The organism is Bradyrhizobium sp. USDA 4353 (genome assembly GCF_054063215.1).
On sequence record NZ_JBSSGB010000001.1, the window covers coordinates 6,263,975 to 6,285,739 of the forward strand.

18 protein-coding genes, 1 tRNA gene and 2 pseudogenes are annotated in these 21,765 nt (G+C 66.3%); 18 read left to right on the forward strand and 3 right to left on the reverse strand.

Annotated features, from left to right (window positions below; translation table 11 throughout):
- Nucleotides 1–40 precede the first annotated feature (40 nt).
- The 6 genes from ACVILH_RS28465 (at nucleotide 41) to ACVILH_RS28490 (ending at nucleotide 7,841) form a co-directional block, all read left to right on the forward strand.
- Nucleotides 41–1,210: an efflux RND transporter periplasmic adaptor subunit gene (locus ACVILH_RS28465; RefSeq protein WP_456715849.1), complete on the forward strand. Its 1,170-nt coding sequence runs from the start codon at nucleotides 41–43 to the stop codon at nucleotides 1,208–1,210.
- Nucleotides 1,207–4,353 carry an efflux RND transporter permease subunit gene (locus ACVILH_RS28470; protein ID WP_456715850.1) on the forward strand — a complete coding sequence of 1,049 codons (3,147 nt, stop codon included), beginning with the start codon at nucleotides 1,207–1,209 and terminating at the stop codon, nucleotides 4,351–4,353. The genes ACVILH_RS28465 and ACVILH_RS28470 overlap by 4 nt, the downstream gene beginning before the upstream one ends.
- Nucleotides 4,354–4,535: 182 nt before the next feature.
- Nucleotides 4,536–4,609 (forward strand) — tRNA-Gln (locus tag ACVILH_RS28475).
- A gap of 173 nt (nucleotides 4,610–4,782) precedes the next feature.
- Nucleotides 4,783–7,026: an O-linked N-acetylglucosamine transferase, SPINDLY family protein gene (locus ACVILH_RS28480; RefSeq protein ID WP_456715851.1), complete on the forward strand. Its 2,244-nt coding sequence runs from the start codon at nucleotides 4,783–4,785 to the stop codon at nucleotides 7,024–7,026.
- A 76-nt stretch (nucleotides 7,027–7,102) separates the two neighbouring features.
- Complete coding sequence (locus tag ACVILH_RS28485) at nucleotides 7,103–7,258, forward strand: hypothetical protein (protein WP_456715852.1); 156 nt, start codon at nucleotides 7,103–7,105, stop codon at nucleotides 7,256–7,258.
- A gap of 133 nt (nucleotides 7,259–7,391) precedes the next feature.
- Nucleotides 7,392–7,841, forward strand: coding sequence for an NUDIX hydrolase (locus tag ACVILH_RS28490; protein ID WP_456715853.1), 450 nt, complete (start codon nucleotides 7,392–7,394; stop codon nucleotides 7,839–7,841).
- Nucleotides 7,842–7,856: 15 nt separating this feature from the next.
- Here the strand turns inward: ACVILH_RS28490 and hpaD are convergent, their stop codons facing one another.
- Together hpaD and ACVILH_RS28500 are read right to left on the reverse strand one after the other, a co-directional pair.
- On the reverse strand, nucleotides 7,857–8,774 hold the full coding sequence (gene hpaD, locus ACVILH_RS28495) for a 3,4-dihydroxyphenylacetate 2,3-dioxygenase (protein ID WP_456715854.1): 918 nt from the start codon (nucleotides 8,772–8,774) through the stop codon (nucleotides 7,857–7,859).
- Between the two features lie 171 nt (nucleotides 8,775–8,945).
- On the reverse strand, nucleotides 8,946–9,467 hold the full coding sequence (locus ACVILH_RS28500) for an Hsp20/alpha crystallin family protein (RefSeq protein ID WP_456715855.1): 522 nt from the start codon (nucleotides 9,465–9,467) through the stop codon (nucleotides 8,946–8,948).
- A gap of 447 nt (nucleotides 9,468–9,914) precedes the next feature.
- On the opposite strand from ACVILH_RS28500, the gene ACVILH_RS28505 reads away from it, so the two are divergent.
- The 6 genes and pseudogenes from ACVILH_RS28505 (at nucleotide 9,915) to ACVILH_RS28530 (ending at nucleotide 16,063) form a co-directional block, all read left to right on the forward strand.
- Nucleotides 9,915–11,669: an ATP-binding protein gene (locus ACVILH_RS28505; protein ID WP_456715856.1), complete on the forward strand. Its 1,755-nt coding sequence runs from the start codon at nucleotides 9,915–9,917 to the stop codon at nucleotides 11,667–11,669.
- Nucleotides 11,670–11,796: 127 nt separating this feature from the next.
- Nucleotides 11,797–12,293 (forward strand): annotated as a pseudogene (locus ACVILH_RS28510) (MarR family winged helix-turn-helix transcriptional regulator).
- Nucleotides 12,290–14,326 carry an FUSC family protein gene (locus ACVILH_RS28515; RefSeq protein WP_456715857.1) on the forward strand — a complete coding sequence of 679 codons (2,037 nt, stop codon included), beginning with the start codon at nucleotides 12,290–12,292 and terminating at the stop codon, nucleotides 14,324–14,326. Before ACVILH_RS28510 ends, ACVILH_RS28515 begins: the two are co-directional and overlap by 4 nt.
- On the forward strand, nucleotides 14,323–14,532 hold the full coding sequence (locus ACVILH_RS28520; protein ID WP_456715858.1) for a DUF1656 domain-containing protein: 210 nt from the start codon (nucleotides 14,323–14,325) through the stop codon (nucleotides 14,530–14,532). Before ACVILH_RS28515 ends, ACVILH_RS28520 begins: the two co-directional genes overlap by 4 nt.
- Nucleotides 14,529–15,395 carry an efflux RND transporter periplasmic adaptor subunit gene (locus tag ACVILH_RS28525; RefSeq protein ID WP_456715859.1) on the forward strand — a complete coding sequence of 289 codons (867 nt, stop codon included), beginning with the start codon at nucleotides 14,529–14,531 and terminating at the stop codon, nucleotides 15,393–15,395. Before ACVILH_RS28520 ends, ACVILH_RS28525 begins: the two co-directional genes overlap by 4 nt.
- Before the next feature lie 71 nt (nucleotides 15,396–15,466).
- A complete protein-coding gene (locus ACVILH_RS28530) occupies nucleotides 15,467–16,063 on the forward strand; it encodes a peroxidase-related enzyme (RefSeq protein WP_456715860.1) in 597 nt (198 codons plus the stop codon).
- A gap of 17 nt (nucleotides 16,064–16,080) precedes the next feature.
- Here the strand turns inward: ACVILH_RS28530 and ACVILH_RS28535 are convergent, their stop codons facing one another.
- The gene (locus tag ACVILH_RS28535) at nucleotides 16,081–16,704 is read right to left on the reverse strand and encodes a ParB-like protein (RefSeq protein ID WP_456715861.1); all 624 of its coding nucleotides are present in this window, start codon (nucleotides 16,702–16,704) and stop codon (nucleotides 16,081–16,083) included.
- Nucleotides 16,705–16,903: 199 nt separating this feature from the next.
- Between ACVILH_RS28535 and ACVILH_RS28540 the strand changes: the two genes are divergently transcribed.
- The 6 genes and pseudogenes from ACVILH_RS28540 (at nucleotide 16,904) to ACVILH_RS28565 (ending at nucleotide 21,698) form a co-directional block, all read left to right on the forward strand.
- Nucleotides 16,904–17,266 (forward strand): hypothetical protein, encoded by a 363-nt coding sequence (locus ACVILH_RS28540; RefSeq protein WP_456715862.1) that lies wholly within the window; start codon nucleotides 16,904–16,906, stop codon nucleotides 17,264–17,266.
- Between the two features lie 207 nt (nucleotides 17,267–17,473).
- Nucleotides 17,474–17,755, forward strand: coding sequence for an acyl carrier protein (locus ACVILH_RS28545; RefSeq protein ID WP_006609130.1), 282 nt, complete (start codon nucleotides 17,474–17,476; stop codon nucleotides 17,753–17,755).
- Nucleotides 17,756–17,764: 9 nt separating this feature from the next.
- Entirely contained in the window at nucleotides 17,765–18,235 is a 471-nt protein-coding gene (locus ACVILH_RS28550; protein ID WP_009028705.1) for a 3-hydroxyacyl-ACP dehydratase FabZ family protein, read from the forward strand.
- Nucleotides 18,232–19,438: pseudogene (locus ACVILH_RS28555) on the forward strand (beta-ketoacyl-ACP synthase). The gene ACVILH_RS28550 and the pseudogene ACVILH_RS28555 overlap by 4 nt, the downstream one beginning before the upstream one ends.
- A 36-nt stretch (nucleotides 19,439–19,474) precedes the next feature.
- Nucleotides 19,475–20,749, forward strand: a complete 1,275-nt coding sequence (locus ACVILH_RS28560; protein ID WP_434857619.1) for a beta-ketoacyl-ACP synthase — start codon at nucleotides 19,475–19,477, stop codon at nucleotides 20,747–20,749.
- Between the two features lie 16 nt (nucleotides 20,750–20,765).
- Entirely contained in the window at nucleotides 20,766–21,698 is a 933-nt protein-coding gene (locus ACVILH_RS28565) for a lipid A biosynthesis lauroyl acyltransferase (RefSeq protein ID WP_456715863.1), read from the forward strand.
- Nucleotides 21,699–21,765: the final 67 nt, after the last annotated feature.

The window sequence follows — 21,765 nt, forward strand, 5'->3', positions numbered from 1 at the left end:
AAAGACCCGTTATCCTGTCCGTTTCAGCATGTGGGCCAGCATGAAGACATCACGAACCATCACATGGATCCTGCTGCTCGCGGCCCTCGGCGGCGCCGGCTATTACGGCTGGCAGCGCACTCAGGACGCCGATGCTGCGAAGAAGACGGCTGCGCAGAAATCATCGCGGCCGCCGGCCGTGCGAGTATCGACGGTCCCCGTCGAGAAGACGGACTTCCCGGTCTTCCTCACCGGCCTCGGCACCGTGCAGGGCTTCAATACCGTCCAGGTCCGCACCCGCGTCGACGGCCAGATCGACAAGATCGCCTTTACCGAAGGCCAGCTCGTGAACGAGGGCGACCTCCTGGTCGAGATCGATCCGCGACCTTTCCAGGCCGCGCTCGATCAGGCCAAGGCCAAGAAGGCCCAGGATGAGGCCAATCTCAACAACGCCAACCTCGATCTGCAGCGCACCACCAAGCTCGGCGAGTTCGCGACCCGGCAGCAGCAGGACACCCAGCGCTCCACGGTCGCGCAGCTGACGGCGCAGATCGCCGCGGACGACGCCGCCATCGCCAATGCCCAGACTCAGCTCGGCTACACGCAGGTCAAGGCGCCGATCTCCGGCGTCGCCGGCCTGCGCCAGGTCGACATCGGCAACATCGTCAATTCCTCGAGCCAGACCGGCATCGTCTCGATCGCGCAGATCGAGCCGATCGCGGTGATCTTCACCGCGCCGGAGGAGCAGCTGCCCTACATCAACGAGGCGCAGAAGACCGCAGCCTTGAAGGTGATCGCGTTCACCACCGACGGCAAGAAACAGCTCGCCGAGGGCAAGCTGATGGTCGTGAACAACCAGGTCGACACGTCCAGTGGAACGATCCGGCTGAAGGCGGTGTTCGACAACAAGGACCATGTGCTGTGGCCGGGCCAGTCGGTCTCGACGCGGCTGCTGGTGCGGACGATCAAGGACGCCACAGTGGTTCCTGACGATGCGGTCCAGCATTCCACCAGCGGGCTCTATTCGTACACCGTGAGCCCCGACAACAAGGCCGAGCTGCGCAAGGTCAAGGTCGGCGCCTCGATCGATGGCCGCACGGTGATCGAAGAGGGTCTGACCCCCGGCCAGCAGGTGATCACGGGCGGTCAATTCAAGGTACAGCCGGGCTCCCTCGTGACCACCGCGGTCGCCAGCACGGAGCCGGCGGCAGCGAAGGTCCGGCAGGAATGAACGGCGGCGGCATCTCGGCACCCTTCATCAAATACCCCATCGGCACCTCGCTGCTGATGGCCGGCATCCTGTTCATCGGTCTGGTGGCCTATCCGCTGTTGCCGGTGGCGCCGCTGCCGCAGGTCGACTTCCCGACCATCCAGGTGACGGCCAACCTGCCCGGCGGCAGCCCGGAGACGATGGCGACCTCGGTCGCCCAGCCGCTGGAGCGGCAGTTCGCCCAGATCCCCGGCATCGCCCAGATGACCTCGACCAGCTACCTGGGCACCGCGGCGATCACCATCCAGTTCGACCTCAACCGCAACATCGACGGCGCCGCCAACGACGTCCAGGGCGCGATCAACGCCGCCTCCGGCCAGCTGCCGAAGAACCTGCCGTCGCCGCCGACCTATCGCAAGGTCAACCCGGCGGACTCCCCGATCCTGCTGCTGTCGGCGACCTCCGAGACCTTGCCGCTGACCTCGGTCAGCGACGCCGTCGACGCCGGCCTCGCGCAGCAGATCAGCCAGATCTCGGGCGTCGCCCAAGTCATCATCGGCGGCCAGCAGAAGCCGTCGATCCGCATCCAGATCGATCCGGCCAAGCTCGTCGCCAAGGGCCTGTCGATGGAGGACGTACGCAGCCAGATCGCGATCACCACGGTCGACGCCCCCAAGGGCAACATCGACGGCGAGCGGCGCGCCTACACGATCTACGCCAACGACCAGCTGACCGACGCCAAGGACTGGAACGACGTCATCATCGCCTACCGCAATGGCGGGCCGTTGCGCATCCGCGACATCGGCCAGGCCGTGTCGGCGGCCGAGGACGCCAAGCAGGCGGCGTGGGCGAACGGCACGCGCGGCGTGTTCCTGGTGATCTTCAAGCAGCCCGGCGCCAACGTCATCGAGACCGTCGACCGCATCAAGGGCCTGCTGCCGCGGCTGGTCGCGGCGATCCCGCCGGCGATCAAGATCGACGTCATCTCCGACCGCACCACCACCATCCGCGCCGCCGTCGAGGACGTCCAGTTCACGCTCATCCTCACCATCTTCCTCGTGGTGATGGTCATCTTCATCTTCCTGCGCAGCTTCTGGGCCACGGTGATCCCGACCATCACGGTGCCGCTGGCGCTGCTCGGGGCCTGCGCCATGATGTGGGGCGTCGGCTACACGCTCGACAATCTCTCGCTGATGGCGCTGACCATCGCAGTCGGCTTCGTGGTCGACGACGCCATCGTCATGCTCGAGAACATCTCGCGCTATGTCGAGGAAGGCGAGACGCCGATGGCCGCCGCCTACAAGGGCGCCAAGGAGATCGGCTTCACCATCGTCTCGATCTCGATCTCGCTGGTCGCCGTGCTGATCCCGCTGCTCCTGATGGGCGGCATCATCGGCCGCCTGTTCCGCGAGTTCGCGGTCGTGCTGGCGATGACCATCTTCGTCTCGATGTTCGTGTCGCTGACCCTGACGCCGATGATGGCCTCGCGCTTCCTGCGCAACGAGCACGCCACCCAGCACGGCAAGTTCTACCAGTGGAGCGAGGCAGCGTTCGACGCGATGCTGCGCGCCTATGAGAAGGGCCTCGACCTCGCGCTGCGCTGGCGCTTCGCCACCCTGATGGTGTTCTTCGCCACGCTCGGGCTGTCGGTCTATCTGTTCATCCTGATCCCCAAGGGCTTCTTCCCGCAGCAGGACGTCGGCCTGATCACGGCGACCTCGGAAGCCTCGCAGGACATCTCGTTCAAGGCGATGCAGTCGCGCCAGGAGGCGCTGGCCAAGATCGTGATGGCCGATCACGACGTCGCCAGCATCGCGATGAACATCGGCGGCTCCGGCCGCGCCGGCAACAACGGCAACATGTTCATCACCTTGAAGCCGCGTGAGGAGCGCGACGCCACCGCGCAGCAGATCATCGCCCGTCTCCGGCCGCAGCTCGAGAAGGTCGAGGGCGCCCGCCTCTACATGCAGGCGGCGCAGGACATCCGGCTCGGCGGCCGCCCGTCGCGCACCCAGTTCGAGTTCACCCTGCAGGATCCGAACCTGTCCGAGCTCAACGAATGGGCGCCGAAGATCCTGGAGAAGATGCGCTCACTGCCGGAGCTGCGCGACGTCGCGACCGACCAGCAGGCCGACGGCACCACCGTGCAGCTCGTCATCAACCGCGACACTGCCTCGCGCTACGGCATCTCGCCGCAACTGATCGACGACACGCTGTATGATGCCTTCGGCCAGCGCCAGGTCGCGCAATACTTCACCCAGCTCAACTCCTACCGCGTGATCCTGGAGATCCTCCCGGAGCTGCAGGGCAATTTGGATACGCTGAACAAGCTCTACGTGAAGTCGCCGACCACCGGCGACCAGGTGCCGCTCTCGACCTTCGCTAATTGGAGCACGGTGCCGGTGAAGCCGCTGTCGATCAGCCACCAGGGCCAGTTCCCGTCGATCACGATCAGCTTCAACCTCGCCCAGGGCATAGCGCTCGGCCAGGCCACCGACGCGGTCCAGCGCGCGATGGTCGAGATGGGCGCTCCGACGACCTTGAACTCGAGCTTCCAGGGCACCGCGCAGGCGTTCCAGCAGTCGCTCTCGACCGTGCCGCTCCTGATCCTCGCGGCGCTGGTCGTGGTCTATCTGATCCTCGGCATCCTCTATGAGAGCTACATCCACCCGATCACGATTCTCTCGACCCTGCCTTCGGCCGGCGTCGGCGCGCTCGCGATCCTGATGGCGTTCGGCTACGACTTCAGCCTGATTGCGCTGATCGGCGTCATCCTGCTGATCGGCATCGTGAAGAAGAACGGCATCATGATGGTCGACTTCGCCATCGCCGCCGAGCGCGACCAGCATCTGGCGCCCGAGCAGTCGATCAGGCAGGCCGCCCTGCTCCGCTTCCGTCCGATCATGATGACGACGATGGCAGCCCTGCTCGGCGGCGTGCCCCTGATGCTCGGCAACGGCACCGGCTCGGAGATCCGCCAGCCACTCGGCTACGCCATGGTCGGCGGCCTGATCGTCAGCCAGATGCTGACCTTGTTCACGACGCCGGTGATCTATCTCTATCTCGACAAGGTCAACAATGCCTTCGCCCGCTGGGGCCGCGCGCATATCGAGCACGAGCCAGAGACGGCAACCGCAGGGCCGGTCAAGGAAGCTGCGGAGTAATTCTTGCGGCCGCCGCAGGTGGCCGCAGCGAAATCAGGCTGGAAATCCGTCATCCAGCGGCTTGCCAAAGCCGCCGGCATGCGGTTAGAAGAGCGCCAGTCGCCGCCGCCGATTTGCGCGGCCCGGCTCGCATCACGGTGTCAGACAGTTCAACAAGCATTTGAAACTGCTCGGCATTCCGTTGGGGAATGGTGTAACGGTAGCACAACAGACTCTGACTCTGTTTGTCTTGGTTCGAATCCAGGTTCCCCAGCCAGCTTGACCTCGCCGCGACCGCCTGCAGCGTGACGCCTCCCTCTTCGTGATCTAGGCCGGCTCTCTCACGCGCCCCTTCGACGCGCCTCCCCCTCGTTAACCTCTGCTCATTGCGAATCGACGAGAACGGAACAACCATTCCGGGCAACGGAACGCTTCGGCGGAGGATTGCACGTGCAGAGCAGCGTCGGGTCGCGGGCCTTTCAGAACGCACGGCTTCAGAAGCGCGCCAAGAAGCAGGCGGATGCGCTGTTGCCCGCGGCCGTGAAGGCCTATCGCGAGGGCCGGCATCAGAAAGCGCAGGCGCTGTGCCAGCAGATCTTGCACGAGCTGCCGCAGCATTTCGGCGCCCTGCATCTGCTCGGCGTGTCCGAACGGGAGTGCGGCCGGTTCGATCAGGCCGTGCTGCTCCTGACGCGAGCGGTCGAGGTCGACCCGCGCGCGGCAGATGCCCAGTCCGATCTCGGCGTCGCGCTGTCCCGGCTCGGCCGGCACGAGGACGCCCGCGCCCGCTTCGAACGCGCCATCGCGCTCAAGCCGAGCTTCCCGGCCGCGCTCACCCATCTCGGCAATGCGCTGATGAGCCTGTTCCGTTTCGAGGAGGCGATCACGGCGCATGACCGCGCCATCGCGCTGAAGCCCGACTATGCCGAGGCCTACGCCAATCGCGGCATGACGCTACTGTTCACGAGCCGCCACGCCGAGGCCGGCCAGAACTTCGATCGCGCGCTGTCGCTGCAGCCCCGGTTGCTGTCCGCCCTGTTCGGCAAGGCCGTCGCCAGCACCTATCTGCGCGATTTCGAGACTGCACTGGCCGCGCTGAATACGGCGCTGGCGATCAATCCGAATGCGGGCGCCGTGATCGCCCAACGCGGGCGGGTGTATCAGGAGCTCGGCAAGTTCGAGCAGGCGGAGGCCGATTTCGACGCCGCGCTCGCGCGTGAGCCGCTTCTCGAAGCCGCGCTTTGCGGCAAGGCCACGGTGACACTCGCCAATGGCCATCTCGCGCAGGCGATCGCCGTCAGCAACAAGGTGCTGGCCCAGAACCCGAACTCGGAGCTCGCCTGGACCCTGCTCGGCGTCTGCGCTGCGGCGCAGGGCGACACCGCGACCGCCATCCAGCATTACGACCGCGCGCTCGCGATCAACCCGCATCATGAGGACGCGATCACCAAGAAGATCTTCGCGCTGGATTTCCTGCCCGACGTGACCGTGAAGCGCCTTCAGGCCGAGCGGAAATATTGGTGGGACGCGATCGGGTCGCGCTTGCCACTGCGGTCGCTCGGCGCACGGGATCTCGATCCGGACCGGAAGCTGGTCGTGGGCTATGTCTCGTCGGATTTCCGCGACCACTCGGCGGCCTTTGCCTTCATGCCCATCCTGCGCCACCACGATCGCGCGAAGTTCGAGATCCTCGCTTATTCCTGCTCGCCGATGCAGGACGCCAAGACCGAGCTGTGCCGAGCGCTGGTCGATCGCTGGGTCGACGCCTCGCTGTGGAGCGACGACAAGCTCGCCGATCAGATCCAGGCCGACAAGGTCGACATCCTCGTCGACCTCTCCGGGCATTCCGCCGGCCACCGGCTCACGCTGTTTGCGCGCAAGCCCGCCCCGATCCAGGTCTCCGCCGTCGGCAGCGTCACCGGGACGGGCCTGCCCGTCATGGATTATCTCCTGGCCGATCCGGTGGTGATTCCAGCCGCGGTCCGGCCGCTGTTTGCCGAGAAGATCTACGACCTGCCGTCGCTGATCACGATCGAACCGCCGCCTCCCATTCCCGCATCGCCGCTGCCGATGCTTCGGAACGGCCACGTCACCTTCGGCGCCTTCAATCGCATCGACAAGCTGTCGGACCCGACGCTCAGTCTCTGGTCGAAGCTGATGGCGGCAACCCCGGGATCGATCCTGGTCGTCAAGAACCACTCGATGGGCGATGCCCTGCTGCGCGACGGACTGATCGCGCGCTGCGTCGCTCACGGCATTGCCGCGGACCGCGTTCGTTGCGAGGGAAAGACGACGCGCGAGGCCCATCTTGCGATGTTCGCCGACATCGACATCTCGCTCGATCCGTTCCCGCAGAATGGCGGCATCTCGACCTGGGAGTCGCTGCAGATGGGCGTGCCCGTCGTCACCAAGCTCGGCAGCGGCCCCGCCGCTCGCGCCGGCGGAGCGATCGTCAAGGCGGTCGGCCTCGACGACTGGGTCGCCGACGATGACGACGCCTATCTCGCCATTGCGCTGAAATTCTGCTCCCGGCCCGCGGAGCTTGCCGCGCTGCGCGCCCGGCTGCCGGGCCTGGTCTCCCATTCAGCCGCCGGAGACAACGCGCTCTACACGCAGCAGGTCGAGCAGGGCTATCGCAAGTTCTGGCGGGACTACTGCGCGCAAGCCACGGCCAGCGCGGGCGATCGGAATTAACCCGCCATTCACCACGATGCGCACCCGCCCGGAACGATGCAATTTGCATCAAATTATCAGTTCAGGGAGACGGGACATGAGCAGACTGATGGATCTCGAAGACCAGATTGCGCGGGCCGAACGGCTGCAGCGGAGCATCACCGACACGCTGACGATCGAGCGTCTCAGGCAGTTCGCGGCCGAGTGCCGCCGCGAGGCCGAACGGCTGTCGCCTCACCGGCACGCGGCGTGAGGCGCGGCGCGCGTCTGGATGGTCGCCGGGTCCAGCCGATGCCGCATAGAAGGCATGTCGTCCGGCTGAACCCGTGCTCATCGCCGCGTGCACCTTGGCGCACCATCGTCCGTCGGAACGTCGAAAACCTCCCATGCGTGACCGCCCCTCTTCCCGCCTCCTCGTGGTCGATCCCGACGACCGGCTGCTGCTGTTCAAATTCGTGCATCTGGCCGGTGCGCTGAAGGGACAGCAGTTCTGGGCGACGCCGGGCGGCGGGCTTGATCCGGGCGAGAGCTATGAGGCCGCGGCATGCCGGGAGATGTTCGAGGAGACCGGCATCCGCATCGATCATCCCGGGCCTGAGATCGCGCAGCGGGCGCTGACCTTCACGCTGGTCGATGGCGAAGAGGTCAGCGCGGACGAGCGTTACTTCCTCATCAGGGTCGCGCAGGCCGAGCTCTCGTCGATGCATTGGACCGAGCTCGAGCGCGCGGCCATTGCCGCGCAACGCTGGTGGCAGAGGGACGAGCTGACGGCGACGCGCGAGACGGTCTATCCCGAGGACATCGTCGAGATGCTCACGCGCGCCGGCGTCTGGTAGAGCGAGCGCGTGCCGTCAGAGCCGCCCGCCGGCGAGCGCCGCGGCGCGCGGGCGGCCGACATCGTCGAGCGCCCTCGGCATCGGCGAGACCGGGAACACCGCGTTGATCTGGCCCGTTCCCGACGACGGGAAGAACGGCGTCACCACCTCGACGCCGCGGTCGTAATGGTTCCAGCCGAGCGCACCGAGCAGCATCGCGGTGTCGTGCATAAAGCCCTCGCCATGGCCCTTGCTGGCATATTCCGGCAGCATGTCGCAGAAGTCGGGCCACTCGCCCTGCTTCCACATCTGGATCACCTCGTGGTCGAGCCGCTCCAGGAACGGGCTGAACATCTTGTCGCGATATTCATCCGCGGTGCCGTTCTGCGCGAAGCGATGGCTGAGAGAGCCGGACGCGAAGAACGCGACCGTGCCGTCATAGTGATCCTCGACGGCGCGGCGGAACGCCCAGCCGAGCTTGGCGCTGTCGGCGAGATAATGCGAGGTGCACAGCGCCGACACCGACACCACCCTGAAGTGGCGGTCGGGGTTCATGTAGCGCATCGGCACCAGCGTGCCGTACTCCAGCGCCAGCGAGGTCGCATCATGCGCCATGGTCGCAATCCCATGCGCATTGGCGCCGTTGGCCAGGATATGGCCGAGCTCAGGATTGCCGTCGTATTCATACGTCATGTTGGCGATGAAGTGCGGCAGCTCGTTGGAGGTATAGAGCCCCTGGAAGTGCGGCGCGCAGTTGATGTGATAGCCGGCATTGACCAGCCAATGCGTGTCGAACACGACGATGGTGTCGACGCCGGCCTCGCGGCAGCGCCGGCCGATCTCGAGATGGCCGTCGATCGCCGACTGCCGCTTGCCCTTGGCCGGGCCATCGAGCTCGCTGAGATACATCGACGGCACATGCGTGATCTTCGCCGCCAGCGCGAGCTTGCCCATCCCTCGTCTCCCTTCCGGTCGTTCCGCCGGCCTGACAGCGCCGGCCGTTTGCTTGGGCGGCAGATTACCCCTCCAGCCAGACGAAAAAAAGGGCCGCAATCGCGGCCCTCCCTGAGCGTCCGAACCATCTGCCGTCCCGTGATCCTGGGACAGCGCGCGCGGCTGCGCGGCTCACGCCGCCTTGATATCGATGGTCTTGGCGGCCTTCTGCACCTCCGGCTTCTTCGGCAGGGTCACCTTCAGCACGCCCTGCTTGAACACCGCCTCGATCTTGTCGGTGTCGACGCCGTCCGGAATCTGGAAGGAGCGCTCGAACGAGCCGAAGCTGCGCTCGCGGACGTAATAGTCCTTCTTCTTCTCCTCTTTGTCCTCCTGCTTCTCGCCCTTGATCGACAGCACGCCGCTGGCGACCTTCACCTCGACATTCTTCTCGTCGAGTCCGGGCAGCTCCGCCGTCACCTCATAGGCGTTGTCGTGCTCGGCGACGTCGACCGCCGGCGCCACGGCAAACGATCTCGCGCGCGCCAGACCCGGGAGCTGGTCGAACAGCGACGGCGTTCGCCAGACGCCGCCGTGGAAGTCCTCGAACACGCGATCGATCTCGCGGCGCAGGTTCTCGAACGGCCGCCATCCCTGCAAGGACGGCGCATTCGCTTTCTCGGTGTTGACGGGCAGCTTGGTGGGTTCAGCCATGATGTCATCCTCCTGCTTCACGCGAGGATCGGCTCTTCAGCGGCATGGGTGGCCGGTGCACAGCGCGACACCGCCCGCATCCGCTCCCTCGCGCTTGACGGGAAAAATATACCGGGCGCACCGCCGTTCCAGATTGATCGCGATCAAATCGCCGCGCGCTCGCCTTCACCGCCGTCAGGTCGATCGGTCCGCGCGCAAAGCTGAAGCAGCCCTTAAAAATGGTAAACCGAACGTAAACCCGATCGGCTCGCGCGACGCTTTAGCAAAGGCTGCAGAAAGCGTTACGGCCCAATGCGTTACGCAGGTTTGAGGAACCGCGCTTCGAGCCGCGCTCATCGTCCTCCCACGCCGCGGAAGGCAGGCGGCGCGTTCATCATGATGAGCGGTTTAACAAATTGTCCAGTCAGAGCGGCGAAGGTGTCAGCGCAACAATTCACCACAGGTTTCATGACCGTGACATCCTTCGGACGCGTGATCTCGGTGCGAGGCTCCCAGGCCCGCGTCGGCATTCTGTCGACACAGCAGATGACCGTCTCCGACATCCGCGCCACAGTCGGCCGCTTCATCAGCATCCGCTGCCCCAGCGCCACGATCATCGCCATCATCACCGAGGTCACCAGCGAGGACCTCTCGCAGGCCAGCGAATACGTCGCGACGGCGTCTGTGGACCTGCTCGGCGAGATCCTCGGGCCCGCCGAGAAGCCGAAGTTCCAGCGCGGCGTCACCCATTATCCGACCATCGGCGACGCCGTGGACATGATCACCAGCCAGGAGCTGCGCACGATCTACACGCCGACCGCCGGCGACCACATCGATATCGGCGCGCTCCAGCAGGACACATCGGTGCGCGCCTGCGTCAATGTCGAGGAAATGCTCTCGAAGCACTTCGCGGTGCTCGGCTCGACCGGCGTCGGTAAATCCACCGGCGTGTCGCTGCTGCTCAACGAGATACTCAAAGCGCGCCCGAACCTGCGCATCTTCCTGCTCGACGTCCACAACGAATATGGCCGCTGCTTCGGCGAGAAGGCGCTGGTCCTCAATCCGCGCAATCTGAAGCTGCCGTTCTGGCTGTTCAATTTCGAGGAGATCGTCGACGTCCTGTTCGGCGGCCGTCCGGGCGTGCCCGAGGAGCTCGACATTCTCGCCGAGGTGATCCCGCTGGCAAAGGGCATCTACACCCAGTACCAGAACACGGACCGCATCGGCCTGAAGCGCATCGATCCGAAGATGGTCGGCTACACCGTCGATACGCCGGTGCCCTACCGCCTCGTCGACCTGATCAACCTGATCGACGAGCGCATGGGCAAGCTCGAGAACCGCTCCTCGCGCATCATCTATCACAAGCTGATCTCGCGCATCGAGACCGTGCGCAACGACCCGCGCTACGCCTTCATGTTCGACAACGCCAATGTCGGCGGCGACACCATGGCCGAGGTCATCAGCCATCTGTTCCGCCTGCCCGCCAATGGTCGTCCGATGACGGTGATGCAGCTCGCCGGATTCCCGGCCGAGGTCGTCGACTCCGTCGTGTCGGTGGTCTGCCGCATGGCGTTCGATTTCGGCCTGTGGAGCGATGGCGTCTCGCCGCTGCTGTTCGTCTGCGAGGAAGCGCACCGCTACGCCTCCGCCGACCGCTCGATCGGCTTCGGCCCGACCCGCAAGGCGATCTCGCGCATCGCCAAGGAAGGCCGCAAATACGGCGTCTATCTCGGCCTGATCACCCAGCGCCCGGCCGAGCTCGACGCCACCATCATCTCCCAGTGCAACACGCTGTTCACGATGCGCCTCGCCAACGAGCGCGACCAGTCGCTGCTGCGCTCCGCGGTGTCGGATGCCGCCGCCAACCTGCTCTCCTTCGTTCCTTCGCTTGGCACCCGCGAGGTGCTGGCGTTCGGTGAAGGCGTCGCGCTGCCGACGCGGCTGCGCTTCAAGGAGGTGCCGCCGCATCAGATGCCGCGCAGCGAGGCGACCATCGCCACGGTGCGCTCGGTCAATGCGGGGCACGACATGCATTTCGTCAGCGCAGTGCTGGAGCGCTGGCGCGGCGCCACCTCAAGCCGCGACGCTGCAAATGGCGACGGCGGCATGAGCGTGGGCAGCGATCGCGGCAGCCTGCCGAACTCGCTGGACGCCCCGATGCTGCAGCCGTCGATGGGCCTCGATCCCGACCGCTTCTCGCTGCTCAAGAAGCCGCTGCGCTAGCCTCCTCGAACCTCCAGGCTCGCATGCTGGCGGCCGGGTTCCCCGCCAAGCCAGCTTGGGAACTCGCGCTCAAAGTCGTGCGAGCCAATAGATTGCAAGCTACCAATTTTATTCCTATCTATTGCTCATGCCCCCCGTTCCCCCAAATTTCGCTGCGGAGATCGGCCTCCTCCTCGCCCGCGTCGCGCGGCTGTGGCGTCGCGAGGCGATCAGGCGCTGGCCGATCACGGCCTGTCCCAGGCGACCGCCCACCCGCTGCGGGCGCTCGCGAGGCACGGCACCGAGGACGGCAAGGGCATCCGCCAGGGTGCGCTCGCCGAGAACGTCGGCATCGAGGGCCCCTCGCTGGTCCGCCTGATCGACCTGCTCCAGGCCGAGAAGCTGGTCGAGCGCCGGGAGGATCCAAGCGACCGCCGCGCCAAGACGCTGCATCTCACCGCCAAGGGCGCAGCCAAGGCTGAGGAGATCGAAGGCGTGCTGCGGCATGTCCGCGAGGATCTGCTGAAAGGCATTCCGGCTGAGGACCTCGCGACCGCCTACGACGTTTTGCATCGCATCGAGCAGCGCATGACGCGACTGCACGAGGCCATTCCGCCCGATGCTGATCCCGCAGGCGAGCCATGAACAGATTTCCGCTGCGTGGCGCCGACCTCGCATTCTCGGTCAAGACGTTCGGCGCGGCCATGCTGGCGCTGCTGATCGCGCTGTGGATCGACCTGCCGCGGCCGTATTGGGCGATGGCCACCGTCTACATCACCTCCCAGCCGCTGGCCGGCGCAACGGCCTCGAAGGCGCTCTATCGCGTGCTGGGAACGCTGGCCGGCGCCGCGGCGGCGGTCGCGATCCTGCCGACCTTCGTCAATGCGCCCGAGCTGCTCAGCCTGGTCATCGCGCTGTGGACCGGCGCCTGCCTCTATGTCTCGCTGCTCGACCGCACCCCGCGCAGCTATCTGTTCATGCTGGCCGGCTACACGCTGGCGCTGATCGGCTTCCCCGCCGTGACCGATCCCGGAGGCATCTTCGATGTCGCGGTGGCGCGCGCGCAGGAGATCACGCTCGGCATCGTCTGTGCGACGCTGGTCTCCACCATCGTGCTTCCCCGCAGCGTCGCTCCCGCGGTCGCAGCCAAGGTGGAGCGCTGGCTCGGCGAGGCGCGCCGGCTGAGCCGCGACGTGCTGCTTGGCGGTGGCGGCAGCGAGGAGGATCGCGCGCACCGCCTGCGGCTGGCAGCGGAAGCGCTGGAGATCGACACGCTCGCCACGCACCTCGCCTTCGACCGCCAGGCCGACCACGACGCCGTCGAGGGCCTGCGATCCCTGCGGCTGCACATGCAGTTGCTGCTGCCGCTGCTCGGCTCGATCCACGACCGGCTGGCCGCGCTCCAAGGCCATGTCGGGCCCGAGCTGAACGCGCTGCTGCACCGGCTGGCCGATTGGGTGACCGCGGCTCGCGACCGCGAGCCGGCTGATCGCCTGCGCGCCGAGATCGCCGCGCTCCGGGCCTCGCTGGAGGGACACTCATCATGGGACCAGATCATGATCGCAAGCCTGCTGATCCGGCTGCGCGAGCTGGTCGACATTGCCGAGGACTGCCGGGCGCTGAACGCGGCGATCGCAACGAGCCAAGACACGGCCAATGTGCCGCTCGCCTTCCGCACCGAGCAGGGCATCGCGCCGGCGCGGCATCGCGACCACGCATTGGCGCTGTGGTCGGCGGCCGGCGTCGTCATCGCCATCCTGGTCTGCTGCGCGTTCTGGATCGCGACCGGCTGGGCGGACGGCGCCTCTGCGCCGATGATGGCCGCCGTCGCCTGCTCGTTCTTCGCCGCGCAGGACGACCCTGCCCCAAGCATCGTGCGTTTCGCTGCGTGGTCGCTGGTCGCCATCGTCATTGACGCCATCTACCTGTTTGCGATCATGCCGGCGATCTCGGATGTCGAGCTGCTGATCGCCGCGCTTGCGCCGGCCTTCCTCTTGTTCGGCGTGCTGATCGCCCGCCCGCAGACCACGCCGATCGGCATGGCGCTGGGCGCGAACGGCGCCACCTTGCTGGCGCTGCAATCGACCTACAGTGCCGACTTCCAGAGCTACGCCAATTCGTCGATCGCCTTCATGGTCGGCATGGTCGCAGCCGTCGTGCTGACGCGCCTGGTGCGCTCCGTGCGCGCCGAATGGATCGCGCAGCGGCTGTTGCGCACGAGCTGGGAGACCCTGGCGCTGACCGCCGAGCACCGCGGCCATCACGACCGCGCTGCCTTCGTCGGCCTGATGCTCGATCGCCTTGGACTGCTGGCGCAACGCTTTGCGGCCATCCCCGAGGATGACCGCCGCGAGCTCGACAGCCTGAGCCAGCTGCGCGTCGGTCTCAACATCATCGATCTCCGCCGCGCCCGTCATGGCCTGACGGCGGCAACGCTCGGCGCCATCGACACCATGCTCGATCGTCTCGCCGCCGCCTGTCGCAGCCGCGGCGCGGGCGCGATGCCGGCCGATCTGCTGGCCGCGATCGACGTCGCGCTGTTGAGGACGCTGGCCGAACCGGCGGCAGCAGCCAAGGAAGACGCGCTGATCGGGCTGGTCGGCATCCGCACCGGCCTGTTTCCGGACGCGCCGGCCTATCATGCGGACGCGGCAGGTCTGCGGAGTCTCGTGGCATGAGACACGACATCGACATCGCCGGCGTGCTGGTGCCCTCGCTGCTGCTGTGGCTGGTCCTGGCCTATGGCTGCATCGCGCTGCTTCGCGCCCTCCTACGTCGTTTCGGCGTCTACCGCCTGGTCTGGCACCCCGCTCTGTTCGACTTCGCGCTGTATGTCTGCGCGCTCGGGGGCATCGTCTATCTCGCTTCGGAGCTCCTGTCGTGAAAAGCACTTTCGCTCTGCTCGGCCGCGTGGCGGTCACCACCGCCGCCGTCGCAGCGGCCATCCTGGTCGGCAGCTACCTGTGGAGCTACTACATGAAGGCGCCCTGGACCCGCGACGGCCGCGTGCGCGCCGACATCGTCCAGATCGCCCCCGACGTCTCCGGCTTCGTGACCGAGGTGCTCGTGCGCGACAACCAGCCGGTGCATCAGGGCGACGTGATCTTCCGGATCGACCAGGCCCGCTTCAAGCTCGCGCTGCAGCAGGCCGACGCCGTGGTCGCCGGCCGCCTGGCGACGCTCAACGAGGCCAATGCCGATCTCAACCGCTACCGCTCGCTGACCACCGAGGCGGTGTCGCAGCAGCGCCAGGAGCAGGTGCTCGCCACCCAGCAGCAGGCGCAGGCGTCCTATGACCAGGCGCTGGCCGACCAGGCCGTCGCCAAGCTCAACCTGGAGCGCAGCGAGGTGCACGCGCCGGTCAACGGCATCATCACCAACATGGATCTGCGCCCCGGCACCTATGTCGGCGCCGGAAAAGGCGTGATGGCGCTGGTCGACACCGATACGCTGCATGTCGAGGGCTATTTCGAGGAGACCAAGCTGCCGCGCATCCGCGTCGGCGCGCCCGTGCGCATCCGCCTGATGGGCACCGGCGAGGTGCTGACTGGCCATGTCGAGAGCATCGCCGCAGGGATCGAGGACCGCGACCGCGCCGAGGGCGCGAGCCTGCTCGCCAATGTCAATCCGACCTTCAACTGGGTGCGGCTCGCGCAGCGCGTCCCCGTGCGGATTGCGCTCGATGACACGTCGCGGCGCAGCGAGCTGGTTGCGGGACGCTCCGCCACCGTGGAGGTGTTGAACTGAGCGCGGCCGTTGCGCCCCCTCGCCGATCGACTAAGGTTCGCTCGCCATATGCCATGCCGGACCCATCGCTCATGACCCAGCCCGCGACCCAGCCCACGATCAGCCGCTTTCCCGTTCCCGCGATCGATTCGCTGCCGGAGGACATCCGCACCCGCCTGCTGGGCGTGCAGGAGAAGAGCGGCTTCGTGCCGAACGTCTTTCTCACCTTGGCGCACCGGCCCGAGGAGTTCCGCGCCTTCTTCGCCTATCACGACGCGCTGATGGAGAAGGATGGCGGGCTGACCAAGGCGGAGCGCGAGATGATCGTGGTGGCCACCTCGAGCGCCAACCAGTGCCAGTATTGCGTGATCGCCCATGGCGCGATCCTGCGCATCCGCGCCAAGAATCCTCTGATCGCCGACCAGATCGCGATCAACTACCGCAAGGCGGATATCACGCCGCGGCAGCGCGCCATGCTCGACTTCGCGATGAAGGTCGCGCTGGAGGCGCAGACCGTCGGCGATGCCGATTTCAAGACGCTGGCGGAGCACGGCTTCAGCGATGACGACATCTGGGACATCGCCGCGATCGCCGCCTTCTTCGCGCTCTCCAACCGGATGGCCAATGTCACGGGCATGCGGCCCAATGACGAGTTCTATCTGATGGGCCGTCTGCCGAAGGCGAAGTAAGCCTGCAACAAAGCGGATCAATCGTCCGACGCCGGCCCGCACCAGCCGGGCAGGTACACCGCATCATGGCTCTTGGCGAACGCCAGCGCGTGCTCCATCGCGCCGGCAAAGTCGCTCTCCACCATCTTGCGCTTGACCTTGCGGCGGAGGAAGTCGGCCCACAGGAACTCGCTGAACGGCGTGGTGTCCTTGGCGAAGCCACCGGCGCGGCGCAGCTCGCCGGCGAGGCTACGGAAGGGATCGTCCTTCAGATCAGCGACGCTCTTCGGCAGGTCCTTGAAATGCCGCCGCTCGCCCTTGGCGTCGTAGGGATAGACCCAGCGCTTGTTGTCCATCACGTTCCAGAAGCCATCGGGATCGACCATCGAGAGATCGCCGATCACGGTGACCAGCACGTCCTTGACGCCCTCGTCGTGCAGCGCGCGCGCCAGATGATGGTGGTCGACCACGTAGTGCCGCTTGTCCGGTCCGAGCACGACCGGGATCATGTGCTTGCCGATGAGCTCGGCCTTCTTCTTGGCCTTGTGCTCGCGAAAGCGCTCCCGCTTCTCCTTCACCTCGCGCATGCCCACCGTCATCTGCGTCGGACGCAGCGACAGGATCGGAATCGGATGCAGCAGCGGCTCGCGGGTATTGGCCATGGATAAGGCTCCGGATCAAATGATCCGCATTATGCCACGTCTGCCGGCCCCTTGCAGCGCGCCTGCCGGCCTATCCCCGACCGGTTCCAGGCGGCCGCATCCACAGAGCGAGACACTTTGCTGATGCAGCTCAATCGTGGCAAAGTTTCTTTGTGAGAGGTTGTGCCCGCGTGCTAAGAACGAGCATTGGAGTCGAGGCATGAAGTCCCAGCGCCCCATCGCAGCGGAGGAAGAGCATCGTGTGGTGCCGTTCCGGCCCCGCAATGGCCCGGTGCGGCGCATGCCCGAGGGCGGCAGCCCGAGCGTGAATCCCCCTGTGCCGCTGCGGCGGCGCGAGCCGCTGTCCCTCGATCTCTCCCGCTACGAGCAGCCCCGCGAGGAGCCGGACGATTTCCGCCACCGCATCCTCGCCAACATCGCCGCGATCGCCTTCACCATCGCCCTGACCGCGATCGGCATCTGGCTGGCGATGAGCATCGCCGACCTGCGCAAGACCCAGGACTGCCTGCTGACCGGACGGCGCGACTGCGCCCGCATCATCACCGAGACCTACACGCCCTGACGGGTATGGTCGGCCTCCCCCACAGGGCATCACAATCCCGCCACAACCGCCCTGCCCGGCTCCATTGAACTCACGGCGGCGCTCCGATATACGGGCACACGACTCCCGGGCGGCGGGGGTATCAGGGCTCGCATCGGACGCCTTCGGGGCGCGGTGTCCCGCCGTCGCCACCTACCGGATTAGCTCCAAAATATCAAAGGCTTAGTGATGTCCTCAACATTCGATCAGGTCGCCACGATCATCGCTGAAACCTGCGACATCCCGCGCGACACGATCACGCCGGATAGCCACGCCATCGACGATCTGGGCATCGACAGCCTCGATTTCCTCGACATCGCGTTTGCGATCGACAAGGCGTTCGGCATCAAGCTGCCGCTCGAGAAGTGGACGCAGGAAGTCAACGACGGCAAGGCCAGCACCGAGCAGTATTTCGTGCTCAAGAACCTCTGCGCCCGCATCGACGAGCTGGTCGCCGCCAAGGGCGCCTGAGCGCCCGCCATGCAGATCGAATACTTCCTGCTGATCGACCGCATTCTCGACCTCAAGCTGGACGAGAAGACCATCACCGTCGAAGCCAAGGTTCCGACCGAAAGCACGATCTTCGAAGGGCACTTCCCGGGCTATCCGATCATGCCCGGCGTGCTGCTGATCGAGTCGATGGCGCAGACCTCCGGCTGGCTCTTGCTCGCGCTGATGAAGTTCGAGCGGATGCCGTTCCTTGCCGCCGTGAAGGAAGCCAAGATGCGCGGCTTCGTGCAGCCCGGCGAGGTGCTGACCGTCGAGGCCAACGTGCTGCATGAGGGCTCTGGCTACGCCATCACCGAGGCGCGCGTGAAGGTCGGCGGCAAGCTGCGCTCGAACGCGACGATCACGTTCAGCCACGTTCCCTTCCCCAATCCGGAGCTGCGCGGACATATGGATGCCGTCGCCGAGCGCGTCGGCTTTCCGCAACAGATCCTGCAGCGATGAGTGAGACGCCTTCCGTGACATCAGCCCCCGTCGAAGTCTGGATCACCGGCATCGGCCTTGCGACCTCGCTCGGCGAGGGCCTCGATGCGAACTGGGAGGCTCTCCAACGCCGGCCAGATCAATGTCGATGAGAAGGGTTTTGCGCCCTACATCGTGCATCCCTGGGCCAAGGTGAATCTGGAAGCGCAGATCCCCAAGAAGGAACAGCGCCAGATGGAGGGGTGGCAGCGCATCGGCACCTATGCCGCCGGGCTCGCGCTGGATTCGGCAGGCCTCAAGGGCAACAAGGACGTCCTCTCCCGGATGGACATGATCGTCGCCGCCGGCGGCGGCGAGCGCGACATCTCGGTCGACACCGCAATTCTCAACGCCGAGGCGGAAGGCAACTGCACGCCGGGCTTCCTCAACGACCGGCTGATGAGCGACCTGCGCCCGACGCTGTTCCTGGCTCAGCTCTCCAACCTTCTCGCCGGCAACATCGCGATCTCGCACGGCGTCTGCGGCACCTCGCGCACCTTCATGGGCGAAGAGGTCGCGGGCGTCGACGCGTTCAAGATCGCTCTGGCCCGCATCGCCGGTGGACAGAGCGACATCGCGCTGGTCGGCGGCTCGCATAATGGCGAGCGCAAGGATCTGCTCGTTCTCTACGAGTTCGGCGACTACAATCTGAAGAACGAGTTCAAGCCGGTGTGGGCACGCAAGGAGCATCCGGGCTTCGCGCTCGGCTCGGCCGGCGCGTTCCTGGTGCTGGAATCCAAGCCGCATGCCGAGGCCCGTGGCGCGAAGCCGCTGGCGCGGCTGAGCAAGGTGGTCGCCGATCGTGCCCGTCGCAAGGAGGCCGGCGCCGTCACCGGCACGCTCGACCGGCTGTGGTCGGCGCTCGACGTGCACGACGCACCGGGCGCGATCATCACCGGCGCGACCGGTGCCGAGCCCGTGACGTCGGAGGAGCGCGCGTTCCTCGACCATCACAAGGCCTTCGCGGTGCGCTCGAGCGGCACCCGCTTCGGCCACACGATGGAGGCGCATTTCGCGCTCGATCTTGCGCTCGCAGCGCTCTCGATCTCGCGCGGCGCGCTGTTCGCGCCTGGCGACACCTCGGGCGTCGAGAGCGAGATGAAGGAGGCTCCGACCCAGATCGTGGTGGTCGGCGCCGGCCATTACCGCGGCGAAGGCATGGCCTTGGTCGAAGCTGTCAAGTGAACGCGGCGCGCGGCTAACGACGCGACGGGGGACATCATGAGTGTACGCGACAAGTTTGGACGCCCCGTCGTGGTCGTGACGGGCATGGGCATCGTCACCTCGCTGGGTGCGGGCAAGTCCGACAATTGGACCAAGCTGGTGGCCGGCGAGTCCGGCATCCGCACCATCACGCGCTTCCCGATCGACGGGTTGAAGACGACGATGGCCGGCACGGTCGACTTCGTGCCGGTGGCGCCATTCACCTCCACCGGCCTCTCCGAGCGGCTCGGCCATATGGCTGTCGAGGAAGCCATTGCCCAGGCCGGCATCGGCTCCAAGGGCGACTTCCCGGGCCCGCTTTTTCTCGCGGTTGCCCCGGTCGAGATCGAGTGGCCGCAGCGGCTCGAGCTCGCGCATGAGGTCGGCGGCACGCAGTTCACCTATGACGACCTCCTGAAGGTGTGCGGCGGCGGCAAGTTCGTCAACTATCACCACCGCTTCCTGTTCGGCTCAGTGGCGGATTCGCTGTCCGATACGTTCGGCACCAAGGGCTCGCCGATCTCGCTGTCGACCGCCTGCGCCTCGGGCGCGACCGCGATCCAGCTCGGCGTCGAGGCCATCCGCCGCGGCGAGACCGACGTCGCGCTGTGCGCGGCCACCGAAGGCTCGGTGAATCCGGAAGGCCTGGTGCGCTTCTCGCTGCTGTCGGCGCTCTCGACGCAGAACGATCCGCCGCAGGCCGCCTCCAAGCCGTTCTCCAAGAACCGCGACGGTTTTGTCATGGCCGAGGGCGCCGGCGCGCTGGTGCTGGAGAGCTATGATGCGGCCGTCGCGCGTGGCGCGAAGATCCTCGGCGTCGTCGCCGGCTGCGGCGAGCTGACCGACTCGTTCCACCGCACCCGCTCCTCGCCGGACGGCAAGCCGATCATCGGCTGCATCCGCAAGGCGCTGGCCGATGCCGGCATGGCGCCGGAGCAGATCGACCACATCAACGCCCACGGCACCGCGACGCCCGAGAACGACAAGATGGAATATGTCGGCGTCTCCGCCGTGTTCGGCGAGCACACCGGCAAGATTCCGGTGTCGTCCAACAAGTCGATGGTCGGCCACACCATCTCGGCGGCTGGCGCGGTCGAGGCGATCATCTCGCTGCTCACGCTCGAGCATCAGCTGATCCCGCCGACCATCAATTACGACATTCCGGATCCCGCGATCCTGTTCGACGTCGTCGGCAACAAGGCCCGCGAGGCGCGCGTCACCGCCGTCATGTCGAACTCGTTCGGCTTTGGCGGCCAGAACGCCTCGCTGATCCTGACCCGCGAACCGGCCTGATCCGCCTGTCGCATCGATGAGTCTCATTCCCCTCCGGACCAAGCTCGTCCTCCGCCAGAAGGTGAAGTCGCTCGGGTCCTCGGCCGTCGGCGCGATGACGGTCGGCATGCTCAAGACCACACGCTATTTCGATCCGCAGAAGACGGCCGACCGCTTCGCGCGCATCGCGCAGTGGATCGGCCCGCGCTTGCGCGAGCAGCGGATCGGCCGCGATAATCTCACTCAGGCCTTCCCGGAGAAATCGCCCGAGGAGATCGAGCGGATTCTTGCGGGCGTCTGGGACAATCTCGGCCGCGTCGGCGCCGAGTTCGCCCATCTCGACAAGATCTGGGACTATGATGAGGAGCATCCCGAGCGCAGCCGCATCGAGCTGACGCCGCGGACGCATGAGCTGTTCCACCAGCTCCGCCTCGACGGCAAGCCGGCGCTGATCTTCGCGAGCCATCTCGCCAATTGGGAGATGCCGGCGCTCGCCGCGGTCGCCCATAAGCTCGACACCGCGATCCTCTATCGCCGCCCCAACATCGCCGCCGCCGACCGCATCATCCAGGAGATGCGCCAGGTGAAGATGGGCACGCTGATCCCGGCCGGGCGCGACGCGCCGCTGCGGCTGGGCCAGGCGCTGAAGAACGGCCAGCACGTCGCGATGCTGGTCGATCAGTACCTGACCGGCGGCGTCGAGGTGACGTTCTTCGGCCGCAAGACCCGCGCCAACCCGATGCTCGCGCGCCTGCTCCGCCAGGTCGAATGCCCCGTGCACGGCGTGCGCATCATCCGCCTGCCCGGCAACCGCTTCCGCGCCGAATTGTCCGAGGAAGTGAAGCCGGTGCGCGATGCGAATGGACAGATCGACATCCAGGGCATGACGCAGGCGGTCACCAACGTCGTCGAAGGCTGGGTGCGCGAATATCCGGAGCAGTGGCTCTGGCTGCACCGCCGCTGGCGGTAATCGCTTCGCGCGGTCAAATTCCACTGCAAGGAAGGCGTCCTATAGCATCGCCTTCCGTCAACAGGCG

Coding starts and splice junctions, on each gene's coding strand:
- ACVILH_RS28470 (WP_456715850.1), top strand. CDS start 1,207: ATGAACGGCGGCGGCATCTCGGCACCCTTCATCAAATACCCCATCGGC.
- ACVILH_RS28490 (WP_456715853.1), top strand. CDS start 7,392: ATGCGTGACCGCCCCTCTTCCCGCCTCCTCGTGGTCGATCCCGACGAC.
- ACVILH_RS28485 (WP_456715852.1), top strand. CDS start 7,103: ATGAGCAGACTGATGGATCTCGAAGACCAGATTGCGCGGGCCGAACGG.
- ACVILH_RS28505 (WP_456715856.1), top strand. CDS start 9,915: ATGACCGTGACATCCTTCGGACGCGTGATCTCGGTGCGAGGCTCCCAG.
- ACVILH_RS28515 (WP_456715857.1), top strand. CDS start 12,290: ATGAACAGATTTCCGCTGCGTGGCGCCGACCTCGCATTCTCGGTCAAG.
- ACVILH_RS28560 (WP_434857619.1), top strand. CDS start 19,475: ATGAGTGTACGCGACAAGTTTGGACGCCCCGTCGTGGTCGTGACGGGC.
- ACVILH_RS28465 (WP_456715849.1), top strand. CDS start 41: ATGAAGACATCACGAACCATCACATGGATCCTGCTGCTCGCGGCCCTC.
- hpaD (WP_456715854.1), bottom strand. CDS start 8,774: ATGGGCAAGCTCGCGCTGGCGGCGAAGATCACGCATGTGCCGTCGATG.
- ACVILH_RS28520 (WP_456715858.1), top strand. CDS start 14,323: ATGAGACACGACATCGACATCGCCGGCGTGCTGGTGCCCTCGCTGCTG.
- ACVILH_RS28500 (WP_456715855.1), bottom strand. CDS start 9,467: ATGGCTGAACCCACCAAGCTGCCCGTCAACACCGAGAAAGCGAATGCG.
- ACVILH_RS28530 (WP_456715860.1), top strand. CDS start 15,467: ATGACCCAGCCCGCGACCCAGCCCACGATCAGCCGCTTTCCCGTTCCC.
- ACVILH_RS28565 (WP_456715863.1), top strand. CDS start 20,766: ATGAGTCTCATTCCCCTCCGGACCAAGCTCGTCCTCCGCCAGAAGGTG.
- ACVILH_RS28540 (WP_456715862.1), top strand. CDS start 16,904: ATGAAGTCCCAGCGCCCCATCGCAGCGGAGGAAGAGCATCGTGTGGTG.
- ACVILH_RS28550 (WP_009028705.1), top strand. CDS start 17,765: ATGCAGATCGAATACTTCCTGCTGATCGACCGCATTCTCGACCTCAAG.
- ACVILH_RS28535 (WP_456715861.1), bottom strand. CDS start 16,704: ATGGCCAATACCCGCGAGCCGCTGCTGCATCCGATTCCGATCCTGTCG.
- ACVILH_RS28545 (WP_006609130.1), top strand. CDS start 17,474: ATGTCCTCAACATTCGATCAGGTCGCCACGATCATCGCTGAAACCTGC.